The organism is Amycolatopsis sp. lyj-84, from assembly GCF_046549075.1.
Taxonomy (GTDB): Bacteria; Actinomycetota; Actinomycetes; order Mycobacteriales; family Pseudonocardiaceae; genus Amycolatopsis.
The window spans coordinates 1-18,787 of sequence record NZ_JAJPWO010000015.1 but is presented as its reverse complement, the minus strand read 5'-3'; the positions used below and the strand labels follow the sequence as shown (position 1 = coordinate 18,787).

Genomic DNA, 18,787 nt, shown 5'->3' with positions numbered 1-18,787 from the left:
GTGAAGTCTTTCGATGCGGATGTCCTTCAGCGTGGCGGCCGAATGGATCAGCCGTCAACGCATGGCCCGATGAACTGCCCCATGAGGCAGCGGGCAGTGCGAACCCCGGTGTGGCAAGGTCGCTTCCGTGGACAGGGACGCGTATCTCGAAGGCGCGATCAGGGACGTGCTCAGCGGCGACGACGCGACGCTCGACGACCGGATCGGGCACGCCGCGCTGCTGTTCGCCGCCTCCGGCGCGATGGCGGAAGCCGACAGGCTGATCACGCATTGGCACGCGCTCACCGAACGTCCCGTCACCGCGCTCGTCCCCGGCGCCGTGCAGGCCCGCGCGTGGGCGATGCTCTTCGACGCACAAGGGTCTCGGCCGGAGTGGGCGGCCGCGCTGACCCCGCTCGACCTCGACGCGGAAGAACGCGCCCACGACGCGTACCTCGCCCGCCGGGTGTCCGATCTCGACGGTCTCCTCGGCGGCTCCCCGATCGGAGAGGCTGTCTCGCACCTCGGGTCGTCGCGGCCGGATCGGTTACGGGAGGCCGTCACGCGAGGCGACGTCGACGCCTGGGCCGGGATCGCCTCGCGGCAGGCACGGCCGGACGTCGCCGTCCTCGCCGCGTCGAGGCGGCTCGCGCCGCGTCTGGTCGCGGGAGCCGACCCGCTCGGACTCGGCGACTGGCCGGGGCTGTGCGCCGGGGCACTGGTCGCGGCGCTGTACGAGCGCTACCCGCCGGACACCGGCTCGTGGCGCGAAATGATCGCGGGCGTTCTCCGGCTGCGCGGCGGCGGCACCGCGCCCCCGGCGGCCTCGGCCCGGAACATCGACGCGGCCGAAGCGCGCATCGGGCTCAGGCTGCCCGCCGACTACCGGGAGTTCCTGATGACCTGCGACGGCCTGCCCGCCGACGTCGTCTTCCCGCGTCTGCTCGGCACGGCGGAACTGCGCGCGGAAGGCGGGGTCGTCGTGATCGCCGACCCCGCTTCGGTGCTGCTCACCGCCGCCCGTGCCCAGTGGCGGACGGTCGAGATCGACCCGGCGCTGGGCACGACGGTGCACCCGACGTTCCGGGCCCTGCTGGAACGGCACCTGTTGTTGTTGGCGCAGTCTGCGTGAAGAGGTCCGGGCACGCGTCGGGCTCGTGAATGGCTAGGCCGGGCTGGCCGGGTGGGATGGCTGCGTTGCGAAAGTGGCTTTCGCAACGTTGAGGGTTGCGAAAGTGGCTTTCGCAACGCGTTCTCGCGGGCCGTGGGAAGCGTCCAAGCCCGGCGGAGCGTCGGTACAGGGGGCCGTGAGTGGCGATTCGGGTTGGAGCGGACCGGTATTTGCCTACCTACGCGTGACCAGGGCGAAGATGGTGCGCGGTAGTCGAGGGGGTCGGACCGGTCTCGGAGCTCGATCAACGGAGGATCGGGGACACTCAACGTCCCCGATCCTCCGTCGATCAAGACCGTGCCACCCCGCAACCCCGGCGAACGACAGCCGAGTGGTAGGCAATGCAGGTCCACCAGAACCCGAATCGCCACTCACGAGCCCTCAGGCTTCGCCGCGCTTCTTCCGCTCGGTGTACTCACGCATCCGCTTCGGATAGCCGACCCGCGCCACCTCGTAGACGGGGATCGACCGTTTGTGACCGAACTGCTGCGCCGCGTCGAGACTCTCGATCCGGCGCCTCGTCCACTCACCATCGTGTGCGATGAGGACGACCGTGGTCTCCGTGACGTTGGTCTTGGGCTCCACGTAGGCCTCGACACCGGTCCTCGAAGAGGCCCACTCCTCAAGGTGCTTGAAGTCGTTTGAAGAGGCTTTCCGCAGCGTACCGGGCTTTTGCCCACCTTTAGAGCGCCGGCGCAGCGAGTCGAACAGACCCACTCCGACCACCTCACTTCCCATTCGCGTCCGACGCCCATTATCCCGACCCGGGCGTGTGCTCACCGTGGCGACCCTGGTAGGCCGTGTCCCGTGGGTCACACGACACGGCCTAGGTCGCAGGCCCGCCGCGCGTAGTGACAAGATGGCAAGTGTCCGCGCGCGCGTATACCGCGCGAAGCGGCGCCAGAGCACCACCCCTACCGCTTGCCGAGGAGTTATTGAAGTGACCGACACCTCCGCCGACCTTGTGATCCTGGGTGGCGGATCGGGCGGCTACGCCGCCGCGTTCCGCGCGGCCGAGCTGGGCCTTTCCGTCACCCTGATCGAAAAGGACAAGCTTGGCGGGACGTGCCTCCACCGAGGCTGCATCCCGACCAAGGCCCTCCTGCACGCGGCGGAGGTCGCCGACGAGACCCGCGACGCCGAGACCTTCGGCGTCAAGGCCGTGCTGGAAGGCATCGACATCGCCGGGGTCAACAAGTACAAGGACGGGATCGTCTCCCGCCTGTACAAGGGCCTGCAGGGCCTGGCCAAGGCGCACAAGGTGAACCTCGTCGAGGGCACCGGAACGTTCGTCGGCGGCACCACCGTCGAGGTCGACGGCACCCGCTACACCGGCAAGAACGTCATCCTCGCCACCGGCTCGTACTCGAAGACGCTGCCGGGCCTGGAGCTGGGCGGCCGCGTCATCGCGAGCGAGCAGGCCCTTTCGCTGGACTACATCCCGAAGAAGGTCATCGTCCTCGGCGGTGGTGTCATCGGTGTCGAATTCGCGTCCGTCTGGGCGTCCTTCGGCGTCGACGTCACCATCGTGGAGGCGCTGCCCCGCCTGGTCCCGAACGAGGACGAGTACGCGTCCAAGCAGCTCGAGCGCGCTTTCCGCCGTCGCAAGATCGCCTTCAAGACCGGCGTCCGCTTCACCGGCGCCAAGCAGGACGACAACGGCGTCAGCGTTTCGCTGGAGTCCGGCGAGACGCTCGAAGCCGACCTGCTGCTGGTCGCCGTGGGCCGCGGCCCGAACTCGGCCGGGCACGGCTACGAGGAGGCCGGGGTCAAGATGGACCGCGGTTTCGTCCTCACCGACGACCGCCTCCGCACCAACCTGCCGAACGTCTACGCCGTCGGCGACATCGTCCCGGGTCTGCAGCTCGCGCACCGCGGCTTCCAGCAGGGCATCTTCGTCGCCGAGGAGATCGCGGGCCAGGAGCCGCGCGTGATCGACGAGAGCGGAATCCCGCGCGTCACCTACTCGCACCCCGAGGTCGCTTCGGTCGGTCTCACCGAGTCTCAGGCGAAGGAGAAGTACGGCTCCGACGTCACCACCTTCACCTACGACCTCGGCGGCAACGGCAAGAGCCAGATCCTCAAGACCTCCGGTGGGGTCAAGCTGATCAAGGCTCCGGAAGGGCCGGTCGTGGGCGTGCACATGGTGGGCGACCGCGTCGGCGAGCTGATCGGCGAAGCGCAGCTGATCTACAGCTGGGAGGCGTTCCCGGAGGACGTGGCTCCGCTCATCCACGCGCACCCCACCCAGACCGAGGCCCTCGGTGAAGCGTTCCTCGCCCTGGCGGGCAAGCCGCTGCACGTCCACAGCTGACGTCTCACCGTCGAAGAACCAGACCAAGCAAGACATATCAAGGGAGTCAGCGAACGATGGCCTACTCCGTCACGTTGCCGGAGCTCGGTGAGAGCGTCACCGAGGGCACCGTCACCCGGTGGTTGAAGCAGGAGGGCGACACCGTCGAGGTCGACGAGCCGTTGCTCGAGATCTCCACGGACAAGGTCGACACCGAGGTCCCCTCCCCGGTCGCCGGCAAGGTTGTGAAGATCAGCGCCCAGGAAGACGAGACCGTCGAGGTCGGCGGCGAACTCGCCGTCATCGACGACGGGACCGGAGGGGTGCCGGAGTCGTCCGGGTCCGCCGAGCCCGCCGCCGAAGAGGCGCAGCCGGAGCCCGAGCCCGAGCCCGAGCCGGAGCCCGCGCAGGAGCAGGCGTCCGCGCCGTCCCAGCCGGACACCGCGCCCGCCTCCGGTGGTGAAGGCACCGAGGTGAAGCTGCCCGAGCTGGGCGAGAGCGTCACCGAGGGCACCGTCACCCGGTGGCTCAAGCAGGTCGGCGACAGCGTCGAGGTCGACGAGCCGCTGCTCGAGATCTCCACGGACAAGGTCGACACCGAGGTCCCGTCCCCGGTCGCCGGCACCGTGCTGGAGATCCGCGCGGGCGAGGACGAGACCGTCGAGGTCGGCGGTGTCCTCGCGGTGATCGGCGCGGCCGGATCCGCGCCGAAGGCCGAGGCCAAGCCCGAGCCCAAGCCGGAACCCAAGCCCGAGCCGAAGCCCGAGCCCAAGCCGGAACCGAAGCCCGAGCCCAAGGCCGAAGCGGCTCCCGCGCCCGCGCCGAAGCCCGCCGAGGCACCGAAGCCCGCCGCACAGCCCGCGGCGAGCAGCGACAACGGTTCGGACAGCTCGCCGTACGTGACGCCGCTGGTCCGCAAGCTCGCTTCCGAGCACGGCATCGACCTGTCGTCGCTGAGCGGCAGCGGTGTCGGTGGCCGTATCCGCAAGCAGGACGTGCTCGCGGCCGCCGAGGCCAAGCAGAAGAAGGAAGCCCCGGCTCCCGCCGCACAGCCCGCCGCCGCGGCCCCGGCCGCGTCGTCGGCACCGGCCGCTCCGCGCAAGGCCGCGGTTTCGCCGGAGCTCGCGGCCCTGCGCGGCACCGTGCAGAAGGCCAGCCGGATCCGTCAGATCACCGCCATCAAGACCCGCGAGTCGCTGCAGCTTTCCGCGCAGCTCACGCAGGTCCACGAGGTGGACGTCACGAAGATCGCCAAGCTCCGCCAGCGGGCGAAGGCGGCCTTCAAGGAGCGCGAGGGCGTCAACCTGACGTTCCTGCCGTTCTTCGCGAAGGCCACCGTCGAGGCGCTCAAGCAGCACCCGAACGTCAACGCGTCCTACAACGAGGACACGAAGGAGATCACCTACCACGGTGCGGTGCACCTGGGGATCGCGGTGGACACCGAAAAGGGTCTGCTGTCGGTGGTCATCCACGACGCGGGTGAGCTCAGCCTCGCCGGTCTCGCACACCGCATCGCCGACCTGGCGGGCCGCGCGCGTTCGGGCCAGATCAAGCCGGACGAGCTGTCGGGCGGCACCTTCACGATCACGAACATCGGCTCCAACGGCGCCCTGTTCGACACGCCGATCATCGTGCAGCCGCAGTCCGGCATGCTCGGTACCGGCGCGGTCGTGAAGCGCCCGGTCGTGATCGCGGACGCCGACGGCAACGACACGATCGCCGTCCGGTCGATGGCGTTCCTGCCGCTGACCTACGACCACCGCCTGGTGGACGGGGCCGACGCGGGCCGCTTCGTCACGACGATCAAGCAGCGTCTGGAAGAGGGCAACTTCGAGGACGAGCTCGGTCTCTGATCCTCCGGTAGTCCCGTGAAGGCCCTCGTTCCGCTCCGGCGGGACGAGGGCCTTCCTCTTTACCCGCAATTCGTCCTCTGGTTGCGAGGGTTTGACAGCCACCCAGAACTCTAGTATTCCGGAATTACGGAAAACAAGAGGGAGGGTGTCACCCATGCTGACAAGACGTCATCTGCTGACGGGCGCCGCCGTGGGGTCGGCGGCGCTGCTGCTTCCGGGAACCGCGAGTGCGGCCGAGCCGGACACGGGGACCGAACAGGGCTGGCTCGACTGGCTCGCCGCCCATCGGCGCGATGTCTCCGTCGTGATCGACGACGGCGCGGGCCGGCGGGCTTCGCGCAACGCCGACGTCCGGCGGCTGCTGGCCTCGTCGGTCAAGGTCGTGCATCTCAGCGCGTACGCCGTCGCGGTCGCCGAAGGCAGGCTCGATCCGAAGGAACAGATCAGGGTCGGCGATTGGGACGCCCACCACCCGTTCGTGGCCGACGGCCGCGCGCACTTCCACGCGCTCACCTGGCTGGGCGTCCCCTGCGACGACTACGGCATCGCCAAGGACCCCGAACAGCGTGTCCCGCTGGCGAGGCTCCCCGAAGCGATGATCTTCTTCAGCGACAACGCCGCCACCGACTATCTGCGCACCCGCCTCGGTGATCCCGCCCTCCAGCTCGCGGCGGCACGAGGCGGGTGGGTGCGGCCGGACACCCGTTCGCTGGGCGGCGAGGTCCTGATGCTGATGATGCCGGAGTACGCGCCGCCGCCCGGCAGTCCCGTCGCGGTCCGGCGGGCGCTGGGCGACGCGGTGGCCCGGCGCTTCGTGGCCGACCCCGCGTTCCGCGCCAAAGCCTTCGCGCGCTTCCCGACCATGCCGGGGACGCCGGACGCGCAGTGGCCCTGGGTCAAGGGCCACGCCAGGGGGACGGCGTCGGAACTGTTCTCTCTCCACCGCAGCCTGGCGTCCGGTCGCTACCGGCCGGGAGGCGCGCTCGCCCGCGAAATCCTCGCCAGGCCGCTTTCCGACCGCGTGCCGCCCGGCGCGAGCGAGGTGCTCGTCAAGGACGGGGCCCTGCCGCGCACGCTCACCATCGGGCTTTCGGTCAGGTGGCCGGGAGGACGGTCCGGCACGGCGGCCGTCCTGCTCCACGGCGTGACGGACCAGGACACGCAGAACGAGCTGCCGCTCATCGACGCCTTGCTCGCGGCGCTGTCCGACCCGGCCCGGTTCGCCGCCCTGGAACGGGCGCTCGGCTGAGACGAAGGTATAGATAACCGGTATGAACGCTGAGCTCGCCGACCGGATCGCCGCCCTCGAAGCCCGGGTCGCCGCGCTCGAAGGCGGGCAGCGGACCGAACCGGCGGCGGGCCCCGGCGGCCTGATCGGCTACCACGGAGAGCTGACCGACCCCCTCGAACTGAGCTGGGCGATCACCGTCACCCCCGGCCCCGTGCTGGCGCTGGCGGACGGTCCGCGCGCCGAGGTGCTCGCGGCCCTGTCCAGCACCGCGCGGGTGGCACTCGTGCGGACGCTGGCCGAAAAGGGTGCCCAGTCCGCGCCCGCCCTGCAGGAGGCCGCCGAACTCGGCTCCCCCGGCCAGCTCTACCACCATCTCAAGGCGCTGACCGGCGCCGGGATCGTCGAGCAGGACAAGCGGGGCAGCTATCGCCTCCGCCCCGCCGCGACGATCCCGGTGCTGGTGCTGCTCACCGCCGCGTCGGACGTGGCCGGGCAACTGCGAACCTGAGCGTGCGCCCGGATCGCGGATACGACACGATCGGACAATGCGAGTTCTGATCGCGGGTGCGAGCGGACTGATCGGTACCTCCCTGACCAAGCGGCTCCGTGAGTCAGGGCACGAGGTGGTCCGGCTCGTGCGCCGGGAAGAGCGGGCCGCCGACGAACGCCGCTGGGATCCCCCTGCCGGGGAGATCGCCGACGGCGCGCTCGACGGCGTCGACGCCGTGGTGAACCTCGCCGGCGCGCCGCTCCTGCCCGGACGCTGGAGCGCGGCCCGCAAACAGGTCCTGCTCGACAGCCGGGTCGAACCGACGGAAGTGCTCGCCGAAGCCGTCGCCGAACACGGGATCCCGGTACTGGTCAACGCCTCCGCCGTCGGCTACTACGGCGACCCCGGTCCGTCCCTTGTGGACGAAAACAGCCCGGTGGGACGCGGTTTCCTCGCCGAACTCTGCACCGCGTGGGAAGGCGCCACCGAGACCGCGGCCACCGCGGGCGCCCGCGTCGTGCGTGTCCGCACCGGTCTGGTCCTCGCCCGCAAGGGTGGACTTCTCGACGTCCTGCGGCCGCTGTTCCGGTTGGGGCTCGGCGGGAAACTCGGCGACGGCAAGCAGTACATGCCGTGGATCTCGCTCGACGACGAGGTCGGGGCGATCGTTTTCGCGCTGGAGAACGACTCGCTGTCCGGCGCGGTGAACCTCAGCGGGCCGCAGCCCGCCACGAACGCGGCGTTCACGAAGGCGCTCGGCCGGGCCGTGCACCGGCCGGCGTTCTGGCAGGTCCCCGGTTTCGCGATGAAGATCGCCCTCGGTCAGGCGGCCGAGGAGATGGCGCTGTTCGGGCAGCGCGCCCTGCCCCGCGCGCTGGAGGAGGCGGGCTACCCGTTCCGCCACCCGACCCTCGAGGACGCGCTGGCCGCCGCGACATGACCCTGCAACGCGGTCTGTACTTCCTCGCCGGAGTCCTGCTGCTCATCGGCTTCGTCACCCTCGGGCTGCTCGTCGACGACCGGCCGCCGCCGGTGGACGTCGCCCTCGCCGACGCGTTCCGCGGGCAGTACACCCGGCCAGCCGGGCAGGTGGCCGAGCTGATCACGAACGTCCTCGGCCCGGTCCTGCCGTTCGCGCTGGGCGCGGTGCTGGTGGTGATCGCCTGGCGCCGCCGGGACCTGACCGTGTTGTGCGTCAAACTGGCCGTCGTCCTGTTGCTGTGCCGTCTGACCAGCCTGATCGCCAAACCGCTGTTCTACCGGGAACGGCCCCGCGAATTCCCCGATCTGAGTTACCCGAGCGGGCATGTCGTGGCGGTCGCCTGCACCGGGTTCGTCGCGGTGCTGTTGTGCGCGTGGACCCGCCCGCGCCTGACCCGCCTGGCGATCACGATCGCCGTCGCGGCGACGGTGGCCGGCGCGCTCTGCCGGGTCGTGCTGGGTGTGCACTGGCTGACCGACACGGCGGGATCCGTACTCGCCGTGGGCGGTGTCGGCCTGATTTCGGCGACCGGACTGGGCCTGCTGCCCCGGCCGGGGGATCCGGCGTAGTGTCGCGGGCGTGAGCTCTTCGACCACGTCATGCCGTGCCACCAGCGAGCCCGTCGACGTCCGCGAGATCGGGACGATCGACTACACCGAGGCCTGGGACCTCCAGCGCCGGCACGTGACGGCCCGCGCCGACGGCGACGGCCCGGACACCATGTTGCTGTTGGAGCACCCGTCGGTCTACACCGCGGGCAAGCGCACCGAAGCCGAGGACCGGCCGACCGACGGCACCCCGGTGCTCGACGTCGACCGCGGCGGCAAGATCACCTGGCACGGGCCCGGCCAGCTGGTCGGCTACCCGATCATCAAACTCGCCGACCCGATCGACGTCGTGCACTACGTGCGGCGTCTCGAAGAGGCCTTGATCACCGTCTGCGACCAGCTCGGCGTGCACACCGGCCGGGTCGAGGGCCGCAGCGGTGTCTGGATCCCCGCCGACGATCGCGGCGTGGAGCGGAAGATCGCCGCGATCGGCATCCGCGTCCAGCGCGGTGTGACCATGCACGGTTTCGAGCTGAACTGCAATCCCGACCTGGGCGCCTTCGACAAGATCGTCCCGTGCGGCATCCGGGACGCGGGCGTGACGTCGCTGTCCTACGAACTCGACCGCGAGGTCACCGTGGCGTCGGTCCTGCCGATGGCGCGCGAAGCCGTCCTCGCCGCACTGGAGGGCGACCTCCCGGTGAACGACGAGCGCTGGCTGCCGCGTGCCGAGGCGCCCGCCGCCCCTGGTGTCACTTTCGCTTTGCAGAACTAGTTTTTGTGCCACCCTTCCCGGTAGGGCCGCGGAAACACCGCGGTCCCACTGGGAGGAAACATGCGCAAATTCGCGCACGCCGTCGCGGTCGTGGCCGCTGTCGGCGGAATGCTGGCCGCACCCGGCGTCGCGTCGGCGGCACCCCCGAGCTGCTGGACCGAGACCAACGGCTCGACCTGGGCCGCCGGCTTCTGTCCGGAGGGGACCTACAAGGTCGTCGTCCAGTACTGCCGTCCGAACTGTCACCGGGAAGAGGGCTACCCGGCCACCAACGGCAGGCCTTCGGGGATCTCCTTCAGCCCCGGCGGCTCCATCGCCAGCGTGGACGTCGAATACGTCTAGAAATCCGTGAAGGCCTCCTTCCCTACCTTGAGCGTAGGGAAGGAGGCCTTCACGGATTTCCGGTTCAGTCCAGCTGAGGAGCGACCTCGGCGGCGATCAGGTCGACCTGGTCCAGATCCGAGAGGTCCAGCAGCTGCAGATAGAGCCGGGTGATCCCGGTCTTCTCCCGCCACTGCCCGATCTTCTCGACGACCTCGGACGGCGTCCCCGCGAGCCCGTTCTCACGCAGCTCGGAAACCTCACGCCCGATCACCGAAGCTCGCTTCGCCACCTCGGCCTCGTCGCGGCCCACGGCGACGACGAGCGCGACAGAGCGCAGGATCTCCTTGGGGTCGCGCCCGATCTCGCGGGCGGCGTCGTCGACACGGCCGAACTGCTCGACCGCGAAGTCCGGCCCCACGAACGGCAGGTTGAACTCGTCCGCATAGCGAGCGGCGAGCGCCGGGGTGCGCTTCTTGCCGCCGCCACCGATGATCACCGGCGGCCGGGGCCGCTGAGCGGGCTTCGGCAGGCCGGGCGACTCGACGAGCTGGTAGTGCTCGCCGTCGTAGGAGAACGTCTCGCCTTCCGGCGTCTCCCACAGCCCGGTGACGACCGCGAGCTGCTCGGCGTAGCGGTCGAAGCGCTCCTTCATCGGCGGCAGGTCGAGGCCGTAGGCGGTGTGCTCGTCGTCGTACCAGCCCGAGCCGATGCCGAGCTCGACGCGGCCGCCGGACATCTGGTCCACCTGGGCGACCGAGATCGCGAGCACCGAAGGGTGCCGGAAGGTGGCGGCGGTGACGAGGGTGCCCAGCCGCACCCGGCTGGTCTCACGGGCGAGACCCGCGAGGGTGATCCACGCGTCGGTCGGCCCCGGCAGACCGGTCGCCGAACCCATCTTCAGGTAGTGGTCACTGCGGAAGAAGGCGTCGTAACCCGCGTCCTCGGTGGCCTTGGCCACCCGGAGCAAGTCTTCGTAGCCGGCCCCCTGCTGGGGCTCGGTAAAGATCCTGAGGTCCACGAAGGCCACCATATAGAGGAGGCCGTCAGCTCGCTTTCCCGTGTTCGGCGGGCGGAACACGGCGGAATCCGACGAGCAGCCGCACCAGGACCTCTTCGACCTGGGCGCTGACCTTCTTCGGCTCCGGCGAACTCGCGATCTCGATCGCGGCGCTCGACAGCGCGCCGAACAGCAGCCGCGCGGTGACGTCCACCGGGACGTCGTCGACCTCGCCGACCTCGATGAGCGACTGGATCCCGTTGCGGACCAGGCCGAAACTGCACCGTTCTTCGGCCTCGCGCCACCGTTCCCAGCCCATCACCACCGGGGCCTCGTGGATCGCGATCCGCTGATACGCCGGGTCGAGACAGCTCTGCAGGAAACCGCGCAGCCCGGCGAGCGCACGCTCCCACGGCGAGTCCGGGCCGTTCATGATCTTTTCGAGCCTGTCGAAGACCTGGCTCTCTACGGTGTCGAAGGCAGCCTCGAAAAGCGCCTGCTTGCCACTGAAATGGTGGTAGAGCGCGCCCTTCGTCACCCTGGCCCGCTTGGCGATCTCGTCGAGAGACGTGCCGGCGTATCCGCGTTTGGTGAACAGCTCCACGGCACTCTCGACGAGTGCCGACCGGGTGGACTCGGAATAGTCCAGCCGCCTTGACCTCATTGTCGCCACCTTCACAACTTTACGCCGCCGGCCCCGCACCATACTCATGGTATGTTGGCTGCTGTCAGGTCCGTACCGGGAGTATGCCGCAAACCTGCGGTATGAACCGGGTCACGGAGGGGAGCCCACATCATGAGCTGGAACGACTTCTACCAGCGGCGCGACATCCTCGAAGCCGCACTCCGACAGGCGGGTCACCACCCGTCCGAGGCGATTTCACTTGAAGAAATCCCTGGCGCCACCCAGTACTTCGCGACCGAAGAAGAGCTTCTGGTCGCGCTTCGGTACAAGTGGAACCAGGTGTTCGCGGGCCACCTGCGCGCCGAGACGACCGATCCGGACTACGCCGAACAGGATCTCGCGCTCGACAGGGTCGAAGCCGTCACCCGCGCCTGGAACAGCGCCACTGCCGAACACGAGACCCTCCGCGCCGTTCTCGACGCGGCCCTCGAACGGTGCCCCGCGCTGATCCCGTCCCACGAAGCCGAACTGCGCACTCTCGCGCTGACGGCGGGACTGGCCGACGGCAAGGAACCGACCGGGGAGATCACCCAGGTCGGCAGCGCTTTCGCGACCCTGCTCCGGCACGGCCGTCACGCGAAGCCCGCCCGCCGCCGCAGCCCGATGGGACACCTGCTCCGGTTGCTCGCGCCGAGCGCGTGATCCGGCCTGGCGGGGCCACCGCCGATGTAGTTAGGTGACCGACATGGCTGCTCACGCGCGCTGGACCGAGGCCGACATCCCTGATCAGACCGGGCGGACCGTCTTCGTCACCGGCGCGAACTCGGGACTGGGGCTGCGGACCGCCGAGGTGCTCGCGGGCAAGGGTGCCCGCGTGCTGCTCGGCTGCCGGTCGCCGGAGCGCGGCGCCAAGGCGCTGGAGCAGGTCCGCGCGGCCGCGACCGGGGAAGCACCCGAGCTCGTCCGCCTGGATCTCGCCGACCTCGAGTCGGTCCGCGAAGCCGCGAAGAAGGTCCAGGAGCTGTCAGACCGCAAGCTCGACCTCCTGGTCAACAACGCGGGCGTGATGGCGACCCCGCGCGGCCACACCAAGGACGGGTTCGAGACCCAGTTCGGCACGAACCATCTCGGGCACGCGGTGCTGACCTGGCTGCTGATGCCGTCCCTGCGCGGCGGCTCGGGAGCGCGGGTCGTGACCCTGTCGAGCGTCGCGGCGACAGGCGCGCGCATCGACGTCGCCGACCCCAACTTCGAGCGCCGGATGTACAACCCGGGCTCCGCCTACGGCCAGTCGAAACTCTCCAATCAGGTGTTCGCGCTCGAACTCGACCGCAGGCTGCGCGCTGCGGGCGAGGATGTCATCAGCGTGGCGGCGCACCCCGGCTACACGTGGACCGGCCTCGGTTCGGGGATGGCCCGCTCGTACCGCAACCCGGTGGTGCGGGCGCTCGTCGGCGCGGGCAACCGGATCGGCGAGATCTTCATCGCGCAGAACGCCCGTCAGGGCACGCTCCCGCAGCTGTTCGCGGCGACCTCCCCCGAGGTCCGGGGCGGCGATTACATCGGCCCTCGCGGGCTCGGCGGGCTTCGCGGCGCCCCGGTCAAGGTGCGCCCTTTGCCCGCCGCGAGGAGCGAATCGCTCGGTGCCGCGTTGTGGGACGTGAGCACCAAGTTGACGGGCGTCACCCCTGACCCCGCGTGAGCGGCGACCACTACTGCGGCGAGCGTAGGGTGACGGGGTGAGTGCTGCCCCAGATGGCCGCAAGCTGTTGCGGCTCGAGGTCCGGAATTCCCAGACTCCCATCGAAAAGAAGCCGTCTTGGATCAAGACGCGCGCCCGGATGGGACCGGAGTTCACCGAACTCAAAGGCCTGGTGCGCCGCGAAGGCCTCCACACCGTCTGCGAAGAAGCCGGTTGTCCCAACATCTACGAATGCTGGGAAGACCGCGAGGCCACCTTCCTGATCGGTGGCGACCAGTGCACGCGGCGCTGTGACTTCTGCCAGATCGACACCGGCAAACCCGCCGAGCTGGACCGCACCGAGCCCCGCAAGGTCGCCGAGAGCGTCCAGGCGATGGGCCTGCGCTACTCCACGGTGACCGGTGTGGCGCGGGACGATCTCGAAGACGGCGGCGCGTGGCTGTACGCCGAGACCGTCCGCCAGATCCACGCGCTGAACCCCGGCACCGGCGTCGAGCTGCTGATCCCGGACTTCAACGCCGACCCCGACCAGCTCGCCGAAGTCTTCGGCTCGCGTCCCGAGGTGCTCGCGCACAACGTCGAGACCGTGCCGCGGATCTTCAAGCGCATCCGCCCCGGCTTCCGCTACGCGCGGTCGCTGGAAGTCATCACCCGCGCTCGCGAAGCCGGCCTGGTGACGAAGTCGAACCTCATCCTCGGCATGGGCGAGACCCCCGACGAGGTCGCGCCCGCAATGAAGGACCTGGTCGACGCGGGCTGCGAGATCCTCACGATCACCCAGTACCTGCGTCCCTCGCCGCGGCACCACCCCGTCGACCGCTGGGTCAAGCCGGAGGAGTTCGTCGAGCACTCCAACGCCGCCGAGGCCATGGGCTTCGCCGGTGTGATGGCGGGGCCGCTGGTCCGGTCCTCGTACCGCGCCGGGCGTCTCTTCGCGCAGACAAAGGCTCGCCGCGGCGAAGCGCTGTCGGAGAACCTGGCCCACCTCGCCGCCGAAGGGACCGCCGCCCAGGAAGCCAGTTCGCTGCTGGCTCGGTGACTCCGGTCACCCTCGCCGCGACCTCGCCACCCGAAAGGTCACAGATCAGTAATGTGACCTGGTGGCGTTGGTAACGGATCTTCTCAATTGGCTGCAGGGACTCCCCGAACCGGGACTGGTCGCGGCAACCGGCGGACTGGTGTTCGCCGAATGCACCATCGGGCTCGGCTTCATCGCGCCCGGCGAATCGGGGCTGCTGGTCGCGGCCACGACGGCGACGTCGGTCTCCCGCTTCCTGACCCTGTGGGCGGTCGTGACGGTCTGCGCCGCGCTGGGCGACTCGCTCGGCTACGCGATCGGCAAACGGTTCGGCCCGCGCCTGCGCGAGACGAAGCTGATCCGCAAGTACGGCCTCGACGCCTGGGACAAGGCGACGGGCGTGCTCGAACGGCGAGGCGCGTGGGCGGTGTTCTTCGCGCGGTTCCTCCCGGTGATCCGCACGCTGACCCCGGCGGCGTCCGGCACCTCGGGCCTGCCGTTCCGCAAGTTCCTGCCGGCCGCCGCGGCCGGTGCGGCCTGCTGGTCGGCGATCCACATCGGCATCGGCGCCGCCCTCGGTGAGGCCGCGAAAAAGGTCGAAGGCGTGCTGAACACCGGCGGCCTGGCCATCGTCGGCGTGCTCGTCGGCGTCGCCGTGTTCTTCCTGCTGCGCTACAAGAAGAAGAAAGCGCTCGGTGTCACAGCCGAAGAAGCCACCCCGGCGAAGGTCGGCGCGGAGGACTAGATTCCGGGCATGGCCGCCCTGAACCTGCCCCAGCCGATCGGTTTCGTCCTCGGCGGTGGAGGCAGCCTCGGCGCCATGCAGGTCGGGATGCTGCAGGCGCTCTCGGAAGCGGGCGTCGCCCCGGACCTCGTCGTCGGCACCTCGGTGGGTTCCCTGAACGCCGCCGTCCTCGCGCTCGGGGACGAATCGGGTGACCGGCTGAACCGGATCTGGTCGCGGATGACGCGGCACGAGGCGTTCCCCGGCGGCGTGCTCAGCCAGGTGCGGACCCTGCGGCACAGCAAGACCAACCTGTTCCCCAACACCGGTCTCGCCGCGATCGTCGACGAGCACATCGGCGAGGGCGTCCGGTTCGAGGACCTCGCGCTGCCGCTGGGCGTCGTCGCGACGGACGTCGACACCGCCGAGCCGCTGCTCATCCGCTCAGGACCCGTTTTGGCGCCGCTGCTGGCCAGCTGCGCGATCCCGGGGATCTATCCGCCGGTGCCGTTCGGGGACCGCATGCTCTACGACGGCGGCCTGGTCGCCAACGTGCCGATGCGCCAGGCGCTCGCGATGGGCGCGAAGTCGCTCGTCGTCCTCGACTGCGCCTTCCCCGGCAAAATGCCCGGTACCCCGCAGACCTTCGCCGAGGTGATGATGTTCACCGCGATGATCAGCATGCGGAACCAGGCCGTGCTGGAGGCGCCGATCGCCGCGGCCGAAGTGCCCGTGGTCTACGTGCCGGGACCGAAGCCGGTGCGGGTCAGCCCGCTGGACTTCAGTCACACCACGACTTTGACCGCCGAGGCCTACGACGCCGCGAAGACCTATTTGGGTGAATTGAGCGTGGATGGCCCTGGTCTTTATGGTGCGCCAGGTCTCGTCGTGGGCTGACGAGCAACCATCCGGCATCGATCGCGTCTTCGTCTTCGCGTACTTTTGAAAAAGGACCTTTCCGCTGATCGAGCGACGTACTGGTTATATTTTAAAGAGAGAACTATATGTTTCCCAAGAAGACATTACTTTCGACGGCCGGAATACTCGCCGCGATACTGCTGATCTCGGCCTGTTCGTCCTCGGGCGGGAACGGTCCCGCGAATTCGACCGGTACCAGTGCCGAATCGGGCGAAAGCCCGGTCTCGGTGACCATCGATCCGGCGGGCGGGACCGACGTCAATCCGGCGACCCCGGTGGTGGTCAAGGCCGAGCACGGCAAACTGACCGACGTCACGGTCAGCAACGCCGACAAGGGCAAGCAGGTCAAGGGCGAACTGGCGGGCGACGGGCTCAGCTGGAAGACCGTCGAGCCGCTCGGCTACGGCAGCACCTACAAGATCGTGGCGCATGCCCAGGGCACCGACGGGAAGCCCGTGGAGCAGCAGAGCAGGGTGTCCACCCTGAGCCCTAAGCAGCAGGCGAACCCGAACCTGATCCCGGCGCCCTCGGCGGTCGCGTCCGGCGGGGTCGGCGTCGGACAGCCGATCGTGTTCGCCTTCGGCCAGCCGGTGAAGAACAAGGCCGAGGTGGAGAAGAAGCTGTCGGTGGAGTCCACTCCGAAGCAGGAGGGCTCCTGGTACTGGATCGACGACAAGAACGTCCATTACCGCCCGAAGGTGTACTGGCAGCCGGGGACGACGCTCAAGGTGTCGGCGATGATCTACGGCGTCGATTTCGGCAATGGCGTCTACGGCGCGACCGACCGCACCGAAACGTACAAGGTGCACGATTCCTGGGTCGCGAAGGCCGACGGCAACACCGAACAGATGCAGATCTTCCACAACGGCCAGCTGGCGAAATCGATGCCCATTTCCATGGGCAAGGACGCGACGCCGACGCATTTGGGCGCGCACGTCATTTCGGACAAACACGAGAATTACACGATGGACTCGTGCACCTACGGCGTCTGCCAAGGACAGCCGGGGTACTACAAGGCGAACGAGAAATGGTCGCTGCGCATCTCCAACGACGGCGAGTTCGTCCACGAGAACCCGAACAGCGTCGGCGCGCAGGGCAGCTCGAACGTGTCGCACGGCTGCATCAACCTCAACGCCGCCAACGCCCAGTGGTTCTACCAGAACATGGGGCTCGGCGACGTCGTCGAGGTGACCAACTCGGGCGGCCCGCAGCTGCCGGTCTGGGACCTCTACGGCGACTGGTCGAAGTCGTGGGCGGACTGGCAGGCGGGCAGCGCCGTCAAGTAGGGGCATGATGGGCCGGTGACCACCACCGGCCCCGATGCCGCACTGAGCAAGGCCCGCACGCTCGTGGCCGGCGCCGGCCGGATCGTCGCACTGACCGGCGCCGGGATCTCCACGGATTCGGGCATCCCCGACTTCCGGGGCCCTCAAGGCCTGTGGACCCGCGACCCGGCCGCGGAGAAGATGTCGAACCTCCAGGCATACCGAGGCAGTCGCGAAGTCCGGGAACGGACCTGGCAGGCGCGGCTGGTGCACCCCGGCTGGGATGCAGTGCCGAACGCCGCGCACTACGCGCTCGAACGCCTGTCGCCGACGCACATCGTCACCCAGAACATCGACCGCCTGCATCAGAAGGCTGGTTCTCCGCCGGAGCAGGTGCTGGAACTGCACGGGACGATGTTCGAGTCCGCCTGCCTGTCCTGCGACGATCACCGGGACATGCGCGCGACCCTGGAGCGCGTCCGGGCTGGCGAGACCGATCCGCCCTGCCTGGAGTGCGGCGGCATCCTGAAGTCCGCCACGATCTCGTTCGGCCAGCACCTGGATCAGACCCTGCTCCGGGCCGCGCGTGCCGCTGTCTCCGGGAGTGATCTCCTGCTGGTGGCAGGGTCTTCGCTGAGCGTGCAGCCGGCCGCCTCGCTGGTGAGCGTCGCTTCACGGGCTGGGGCTGACGTGGTGATCTTCAACGGCTCCGAGACGCCGTATGACTCGATGGCGACCGCGGTCGTCCGCGGCCCGCTCGGTGAGACGCTCCCGGCCCTCACTGCTTCGGGCCACGTCTCGTGAGTGGGTCAGGATGCGGCTGACGGAAGGTCCATGATGCCGGTGGCTTGCGACCAGACACAACGCCACGTGCCGCCGGCATTCGTGTAGACGTCGGTGTGCCAGGCCTCGTGCCGCGGGATGTCCGCGCCGTCGACGGTGAGTTCGATGAAACACCGGTAGCGGAGGACGACGACGTCGGTGCCGACGATGGCGTCCACGTCGCCGGTCAGCTCCAGTTCCCGGTAGGCGACCCGCCCGGTGGTGAGGAGATCCAGGTACTCGGCCTTCGTCCACACGGTGCCGGTCGGGTTGCACAACCGGTACTCCGCGGCGTGCAAGCGGTCGTAGGTGCCGCGATCCACGTCGAGGAGACATTGGATCCGATCCTGCTCGGCCTTGATCACTTGGCCGGCCACATCGTCGGTCATCCCCGCTCCTGTTCGCTCGATCGGTTCTGTCGGCGACACATGCGCCATCTGTGCCGGTGCCGAGTCCTTGAGCATGGCCGTCAGCTTCACGGTATCGGGGGACCAGGAGTACGTCACGTGACCGCATGAGGCGAGAGCCTCGTGAGTGGTAAAGGCGGTTAGAACACGAATCGCCACTCACGAGGCTGCGCGCGAGGGTGTCGTTTCCGCTGTCGGTGGGCCGAAGGGGCCCTTTCGGTCTAGTCGCAAGTACGTGAAGGCTCCCTTCCTTGCGTTAGACGCAGGGAAGGGGGCCTTCATGTACTTCCCGCGGGCCAGGGCCACGTGCGAGGACCGCCTGCGGATCTCGTGAGTGGTAAGGGCGGTTAGAACCGTCTTTGCCGCTCACGAGGCTGTGGGTCGGGTGGGTCGTGAGTGGCGTTTCGGGTTAGAACCCGAACTGTCACTCACGACCACCTGGCCGACCGCGCTCTGCAGGCGGGTACGAAAAAAGGGTCCAGGCCCCGGGAGAACTCGTGGTTCTCGACCGGGGCCTGGACCCTCTTCTTCTTAATGTTAGTCCGGCGGTGTCCTACTCTCCCACAACCCTTCGGTTGCAGTACCATCGGCGCTGTCAGGCTTAGCTTCCGGGTTCGGAATGGGACCGGGCGTTTCCCTGACGCTATAACCACCGAAACACTA

20 protein-coding genes and 1 rRNA gene are annotated in these 18,787 nt (G+C 69.0%); 16 read left to right on the top strand and 5 right to left on the bottom strand.

The window, feature by feature from the left end:
- Window positions 1-127 precede the first annotated feature (127 nt).
- Window positions 128-1,111, top strand: coding sequence for an SMI1/KNR4 family protein (locus ACLJRM_RS35095; RefSeq protein WP_410665546.1), 984 nt, complete (start codon window positions 128-130; stop codon window positions 1,109-1,111).
- Between the two features lie 420 nt (window positions 1,112-1,531).
- On the opposite strand, the gene ACLJRM_RS35090 is transcribed toward ACLJRM_RS35095, so the two are convergent.
- Window positions 1,532-1,876: a hypothetical protein gene (locus tag ACLJRM_RS35090; protein ID WP_020630431.1), complete on the bottom strand. Its 345-nt coding sequence runs from the start codon at window positions 1,874-1,876 to the stop codon at window positions 1,532-1,534.
- Window positions 1,877-2,090: 214 nt separating this feature from the next.
- On the opposite strand from ACLJRM_RS35090, the gene lpdA reads away from it, so the two are divergent.
- The 8 genes from lpdA to ACLJRM_RS35050 all read left to right on the top strand — a co-directional run bounded on the left by lpdA (window position 2,091) and on the right by ACLJRM_RS35050 (window position 9,664).
- The gene (lpdA, locus tag ACLJRM_RS35085) at window positions 2,091-3,464 is read left to right on the top strand and encodes a dihydrolipoyl dehydrogenase (protein ID WP_101609520.1); all 1,374 of its coding nucleotides are present in this window, start codon (window positions 2,091-2,093) and stop codon (window positions 3,462-3,464) included.
- 56 nt (window positions 3,465-3,520) lie between these two features.
- A complete protein-coding gene (gene sucB / locus ACLJRM_RS35080; protein WP_410665545.1) occupies window positions 3,521-5,296 on the top strand; it encodes a 2-oxoglutarate dehydrogenase, E2 component, dihydrolipoamide succinyltransferase in 1,776 nt (591 codons plus the stop codon).
- A 154-nt stretch (window positions 5,297-5,450) separates the two neighbouring features.
- The gene (locus tag ACLJRM_RS35075; protein WP_410665544.1) at window positions 5,451-6,545 is read left to right on the top strand and encodes a serine hydrolase; all 1,095 of its coding nucleotides are present in this window, start codon (window positions 5,451-5,453) and stop codon (window positions 6,543-6,545) included.
- A gap of 22 nt (window positions 6,546-6,567) precedes the next feature.
- Window positions 6,568-7,035 carry an ArsR/SmtB family transcription factor gene (locus tag ACLJRM_RS35070; RefSeq protein ID WP_410665543.1) on the top strand — a complete coding sequence of 156 codons (468 nt, stop codon included), beginning with the start codon at window positions 6,568-6,570 and terminating at the stop codon, window positions 7,033-7,035.
- 37 nt (window positions 7,036-7,072) lie between these two features.
- Window positions 7,073-7,957: a TIGR01777 family oxidoreductase gene (locus ACLJRM_RS35065; protein ID WP_410665542.1), complete on the top strand. Its 885-nt coding sequence runs from the start codon at window positions 7,073-7,075 to the stop codon at window positions 7,955-7,957.
- Window positions 7,954-8,568 carry a phosphatase PAP2 family protein gene (locus tag ACLJRM_RS35060; RefSeq protein WP_410665541.1) on the top strand — a complete coding sequence of 205 codons (615 nt, stop codon included), beginning with the start codon at window positions 7,954-7,956 and terminating at the stop codon, window positions 8,566-8,568. Before ACLJRM_RS35065 ends, ACLJRM_RS35060 begins: the two co-directional genes overlap by 4 nt.
- Window positions 8,569-8,578: 10 nt before the next feature.
- Entirely contained in the window at window positions 8,579-9,322 is a 744-nt protein-coding gene (lipB, locus tag ACLJRM_RS35055) for a lipoyl(octanoyl) transferase LipB (protein ID WP_410665540.1), read from the top strand.
- Between the two features lie 60 nt (window positions 9,323-9,382).
- The gene (locus tag ACLJRM_RS35050) at window positions 9,383-9,664 is read left to right on the top strand and encodes a hypothetical protein (protein WP_101609527.1); all 282 of its coding nucleotides are present in this window, start codon (window positions 9,383-9,385) and stop codon (window positions 9,662-9,664) included.
- 64 nt (window positions 9,665-9,728) lie between these two features.
- Here ACLJRM_RS35050 and ACLJRM_RS35045 read toward each other — a convergent pair whose 3' ends face one another.
- Together ACLJRM_RS35045 and ACLJRM_RS35040 are read right to left on the bottom strand one after the other, a co-directional pair.
- The gene (locus ACLJRM_RS35045; RefSeq protein ID WP_101613397.1) at window positions 9,729-10,664 is read right to left on the bottom strand and encodes an LLM class F420-dependent oxidoreductase; all 936 of its coding nucleotides are present in this window, start codon (window positions 10,662-10,664) and stop codon (window positions 9,729-9,731) included.
- 25 nt (window positions 10,665-10,689) lie between these two features.
- Window positions 10,690-11,307, bottom strand: coding sequence for a TetR/AcrR family transcriptional regulator (locus ACLJRM_RS35040; RefSeq protein WP_410665539.1), 618 nt, complete (start codon window positions 11,305-11,307; stop codon window positions 10,690-10,692).
- A gap of 132 nt (window positions 11,308-11,439) precedes the next feature.
- On the opposite strand from ACLJRM_RS35040, the gene ACLJRM_RS35035 reads away from it, so the two are divergent.
- From ACLJRM_RS35035 to ACLJRM_RS35005, 7 genes are all read left to right on the top strand, one after another.
- Window positions 11,440-11,970, top strand: a complete 531-nt coding sequence (locus tag ACLJRM_RS35035) for a hypothetical protein (RefSeq protein ID WP_410665538.1) — start codon at window positions 11,440-11,442, stop codon at window positions 11,968-11,970.
- A gap of 43 nt (window positions 11,971-12,013) precedes the next feature.
- A complete protein-coding gene (locus ACLJRM_RS35030; protein ID WP_410665537.1) occupies window positions 12,014-12,970 on the top strand; it encodes an oxidoreductase in 957 nt (318 codons plus the stop codon).
- A gap of 37 nt (window positions 12,971-13,007) precedes the next feature.
- Complete coding sequence (gene lipA, locus ACLJRM_RS35025; RefSeq protein WP_181773779.1) at window positions 13,008-14,009, top strand: lipoyl synthase; 1,002 nt, start codon at window positions 13,008-13,010, stop codon at window positions 14,007-14,009.
- A gap of 61 nt (window positions 14,010-14,070) precedes the next feature.
- Window positions 14,071-14,733, top strand: a complete 663-nt coding sequence (locus tag ACLJRM_RS35020) for a DedA family protein (RefSeq protein WP_101609531.1) — start codon at window positions 14,071-14,073, stop codon at window positions 14,731-14,733.
- Between the two features lie 9 nt (window positions 14,734-14,742).
- Entirely contained in the window at window positions 14,743-15,609 is an 867-nt protein-coding gene (locus ACLJRM_RS35015) for a patatin-like phospholipase family protein (protein ID WP_410665536.1), read from the top strand.
- A 107-nt stretch (window positions 15,610-15,716) separates the two neighbouring features.
- On the top strand, window positions 15,717-16,916 hold the full coding sequence (locus ACLJRM_RS35010; protein WP_410665535.1) for an Ig-like domain-containing protein: 1,200 nt from the start codon (window positions 15,717-15,719) through the stop codon (window positions 16,914-16,916).
- A gap of 15 nt (window positions 16,917-16,931) precedes the next feature.
- Window positions 16,932-17,699, top strand: coding sequence for an SIR2 family NAD-dependent protein deacylase (locus tag ACLJRM_RS35005; protein ID WP_233223742.1), 768 nt, complete (start codon window positions 16,932-16,934; stop codon window positions 17,697-17,699).
- Window positions 17,700-17,704: 5 nt separating this feature from the next.
- Here ACLJRM_RS35005 and ACLJRM_RS35000 read toward each other — a convergent pair whose 3' ends face one another.
- Both ACLJRM_RS35000 and rrf read right to left on the bottom strand, forming a co-directional pair.
- Window positions 17,705-18,106 (bottom strand): nuclear transport factor 2 family protein, encoded by a 402-nt coding sequence (locus ACLJRM_RS35000; RefSeq protein WP_410665534.1) that lies wholly within the window; start codon window positions 18,104-18,106, stop codon window positions 17,705-17,707.
- 558 nt (window positions 18,107-18,664) lie between these two features.
- Window positions 18,665-18,781 (bottom strand): 5S ribosomal RNA (rrf, locus tag ACLJRM_RS34995).
- Window positions 18,782-18,787: the final 6 nt, after the last annotated feature.